The 3490-nt window shown below is 70.1% G+C and carries 5 protein-coding genes; 2 read left to right on the top strand and 3 right to left on the bottom strand.

Annotated features, from left to right (window positions below; genetic code table 11):
* On the bottom strand, positions 1 to 264 hold a 264-nt coding region (locus tag JMF90_RS29465; RefSeq protein ID WP_201325776.1), incomplete at its 3' end, for a response regulator transcription factor.
* A gap of 354 nt (positions 265 to 618) precedes the next feature.
* Between JMF90_RS29465 and hpaC the strand changes: the two genes are divergently transcribed.
* A complete protein-coding gene (gene hpaC / locus JMF90_RS29460) occupies positions 619 to 1164 on the top strand; it encodes a 4-hydroxyphenylacetate 3-monooxygenase, reductase component (protein ID WP_006479688.1) in 546 nt (181 codons plus the stop codon).
* 39 nt (positions 1165 to 1203) lie between these two features.
* On the opposite strand, the gene JMF90_RS29455 is transcribed toward hpaC, so the two are convergent.
* On the bottom strand, positions 1204 to 2454 hold the full coding sequence (locus JMF90_RS29455; RefSeq protein WP_011694642.1) for a YbfB/YjiJ family MFS transporter: 1251 nt from the start codon (positions 2452 to 2454) through the stop codon (positions 1204 to 1206).
* Between the two features lie 183 nt (positions 2455 to 2637).
* Positions 2638 to 3183 (bottom strand): alpha/beta hydrolase, encoded by a 546-nt coding sequence (locus tag JMF90_RS29450; RefSeq protein WP_041489664.1) that lies wholly within the window; start codon positions 3181 to 3183, stop codon positions 2638 to 2640.
* A gap of 115 nt (positions 3184 to 3298) precedes the next feature.
* Between JMF90_RS29450 and JMF90_RS29445 the strand changes: the two genes are divergently transcribed.
* Positions 3299 to 3490 (top strand): Lrp/AsnC family transcriptional regulator (locus tag JMF90_RS29445; RefSeq protein ID WP_201325775.1); only part of this gene is annotated, 192 nt, incomplete at its 3' end.

Genomic DNA, 3490 nt, shown 5'->3' with positions numbered 1-3490 from the left:
GTCGCCGTGCCCGCTGACGAAGATCACCGGCAGCGTCGCGCCGCGCGCATTCAGTTCGGCCTGCACGTCGAAGCCGCTTTTCTCCGGCATCCGCACGTCGAGCACGAGGCACGCGGGCAGGTTCACGTCGAAACGTGCGAGAAAGTCGGCGGCGTTCGCGAACCCTTCGGACGCGATGCCGACCGATTCGAGCAGCCACGCGAGCGACGTCCGCATGCCGCTGTCGTCGTCGACGATGTATACGATCGGTGCGGGTGACGTCATCGCGGGTGTCTCGCTGAATATCGGTATCGGGGTCGCACGCGCCGCGCGCAACGCCGGTGGCTGGCGTATCGCGCGCGTCGTTCGCTGGGGATGTGCGGCACATCATAACGAGCCGAAAATCCGCTGCAAACCCCTGCACGTGCCGTACGAACGCGCAACCGCGGTTTTTTTCGCACGCGGCGGCACGCATCTAGGTAGAACCTTTAGACGCGTCGGCAGGAACGCCATCCCGATCGCCAATCGTGCGAATGGTCGGCCGCATTTTCGCGACGTACGCTTGGGTCATCGTCGGCGATCCGGCGCTGCCCTTGCAGCGCTGCGCGGTTCGCCGCTTTCGTCCAATCAGGAGCGCCCATGTCTTCCACGACCGATATCCAGCGACCGGCGCGCGTCGAACCGACCGATGCGCAGAAGGCCTTCCGCCAGGCGATGGCCCACCTCGGCGCGGCCGTCAACGTGATCACCACCGCCGGGCCGCACGGCCGCTGCGGGATCACCGCGAGCGCCGTGTGCTCGGTCACCGACGCGCCGCCGACGCTGCTCGTGTGCCTGAACCGGTCGAGCGCGATGCATGCGACCTTCGAGCGCAATCGCCAGGTCTGCATCAACGTGCTGCCGGCCGAGCACGAGTTGCTCGCGCGACACTTCGCAGGACTCACCGACCTGCCGATGGAACAGCGCTTCGAACTGCCCGTGTGGGATCGCGGCGAACAGGACGTGCCGGTGCTGCGCGATGCGCTCGCGAGCCTGCAAGGCACGATCGCCGAGATGAAGGAAGTCGGCTCGCATTCGGTGATGTTCATCGAGGCGACGTCGATTCGCGTGCGCGACGACGGCGACAGCCTGATCTACTTCAGCCGCGCGTTTCATCGCGTGTCGCGCACCGCGTGCGTGCGGTAACGATGCCGGCATGTGGCGCGGCGTGCGCGTTCGGGCGGACTACGCAGGCGCCCGCAGCGCACGCTGCCCGACCGCAAGTGCCGCGCCCGCGAACAGCGTCAGCGCCGAATACACGAGCCCGCGCGCGAGCCCCGCGCTGTCCGACACCCAGCCGATCGCGACCGGCCCCGCGATCTGCCCGAAGGCGAAGACCGTCGTGAATGCGCTGATGCCCTTCGCCCAACCATCGGGCGGCAGGTTGTGCCGCACGAAGGCGGTCGTGGAGGCCACCGCCGACAGGAACGTCGCGCCGAACAGCAAGCCCGATGCGAACGCGGCAGCCGGATGCACGAACAGCGCGGGCATCAGCGTCGCGACGCCGAGCAGCGCGTTGAGCACGGCGAGCGCCTGGCCGCCGCGCATCCGATCGAGCAGCCCCGACCACAACCGCGCCGACACGACGGTCGCGACGCCGAGCATCACGTAGAACGCGGCGACCACCGTGCCGCTCATCCCCGCGCCGCGCAGCAGCGCGACGATGAACGTCATGTAGCCGATATAGCCGACGCCGAACAGGCCGTAGCCGGCCAGCGCGAGTGCGAAGCGGGCCGGGCTCGCGGTCGCGGCCGGTTTCGCGCCGTCGGCCTCCCTGGCCGGTGCCGCATGCGCATGCTCGATGCGGCGCGCAGCCGACACGGCCACCGCCGAGAACAGCACGCACGCCGTCGCGAGTGCGAACCATGCCGGCTGCCAGCCGTGTACACGGTGCACGAGCGTCGCCGGCACGAGCAGCGACGACGCGACGATGCCCCATCCGGTGCCGCCGTAATAGAGGCCGAGCAGCAGCCCTGCGTCGCGCGGCGACGCGGACGCGAGCCGCGCGGCCAGCACGCCGCCACTGATGAAGATCAGCGCGCTGCCGACACCCGTTGCGAGCCGCTGCGCGAGCAGCACGTGCATGTCCGACGTGAGCCCGCCCGCGGCCATCAGCACGGCGGTCAGCACACAGCCGGCCGCGAGCAGCGTGCCCGCGCGCCAGCGCCGCGACAGCAACGGAAAGGCCAGCGCACCGATCAGGTAACCGGCCGCGTTCGCCGTGTTCAGCGCGCCGGCCTGCGCGAACGTCCAGCCGAGGTCGGCCTTCATCGGCGGCAGCAGCAGCGCATACGAAAAGCGGGCGAGGCCAAGCGCGATCGCGCTGCCCAGCGACAGGCAGATCGCGAGCCGCCACGCGGCCATGCGGCCGGGATCGGTTGCGCCGGCGTCCGGCCGCGAGCGGCCGGCACGCTCCGGTTGCGGCACTGCACGCATCGGGGTGTCTCCTTCGTTGTTCGATTCCGGGGCGTTCGCCGCCGTCGGTCGATCATACTGGAGCCGTGAAACCGGCGCGCGCCGGCGGCAAACACCCGCCGGCCGTCGCGCCCAGGTTCCGCTCCACGGCGGGACGCGCGCGACGGCTGGAAAACGCGGAATGCCGGCCGGCGCCGGCACGCACTACCGCCCGAGTCCGGCCGCAAACGCCGCAAGCAGCGCGCGCCCTTCGGGCCATCCGCCCAACCCGGACGCCGCGTTCAGATGGCCGCGTGCGCCGAGCAGAAGCGGCGTCGCGCCGTGTTCCGTGGCCCATTCGAGCGCTCGCCCCGCCGGATCGTACGGATCGTCCGCGCTCGCGATCGCCAGCACCGGCACGCGCCCGAACCGACCGCCCGGCAGGTTCGCGAACGCGGCGGCGGCAACCGGAAAACGCGGCCCTGCCGGATCGGGCACGGCCACGAGAAACGCGCCGCGCACCGCGCGCGCCGACCCGGCACGCCAATGCGCGAACAACAAACAGCCCAGCGAATGACAAATCACGAGCGGGGGCGCCCCGGCGTTCGCGACAGCCGTGTCCAGCGCCGCCGTCCAGTCGGCGAGGTCGGGCGCCTCCCACGAAGCCGGCGCGATGCGCGCGGCGCCGGGAAACGCCGTCTCCCAATGACTCTGCCAATGATCCGGTCCCGAATTGCCGATACCCGGCACGATCACGATCGCCTGATCCATCACGCCCTCCATCAACTGAAACCCGGAGTGTGGCCACGCGCCGGTCGGCATGGAATGGCAAGTCATCGGTTATTGAGACAAAATGCCGATGAATCAACGGTACCGGAGGACCGTCATGCCGGACGAAGCACTGGATCGCCTGGATCTTGCGATCCTCGAAGCGCTGCAGGAGAACGCGCGGACGCCGCTATCGGAAGTCGGCAGGCGCATCGGCCTGTCGCAACCCGCCACCTCGGAGCGCGTCAAGCGGCTGGAAGAACGCGGCATCATCGCCGGCTACGGCGCACGCATCGATCCGGCGGCGCTC

Origin of the sequence: Burkholderia sp. E168m23 (assembly GCF_016586125.1) — a bacterium.
Lineage (GTDB): Bacteria > Pseudomonadota > Gammaproteobacteria > Burkholderiales > Burkholderiaceae > Burkholderia > Burkholderia orbicola.
The sequence above is the reverse complement of the archived record's forward strand: the minus strand, read 5'-3'. Positions and strand labels throughout refer to the sequence as shown.

Bases quoted from the DNA above. Each gene is read 5' to 3' on its own strand.
- hpaC (WP_006479688.1), top strand. From the start codon at position 619: ATGTCTTCCACGACCGATATCCAGCGACCGGCGCGCGTCGAACCGACC.
- JMF90_RS29455 (WP_011694642.1), bottom strand. From the start codon at position 2,454: ATGCGTGCAGTGCCGCAACCGGAGCGTGCCGGCCGCTCGCGGCCGGAC.
- JMF90_RS29450 (WP_041489664.1), bottom strand. From the start codon at position 3,183: ATGGATCAGGCGATCGTGATCGTGCCGGGTATCGGCAATTCGGGACCG.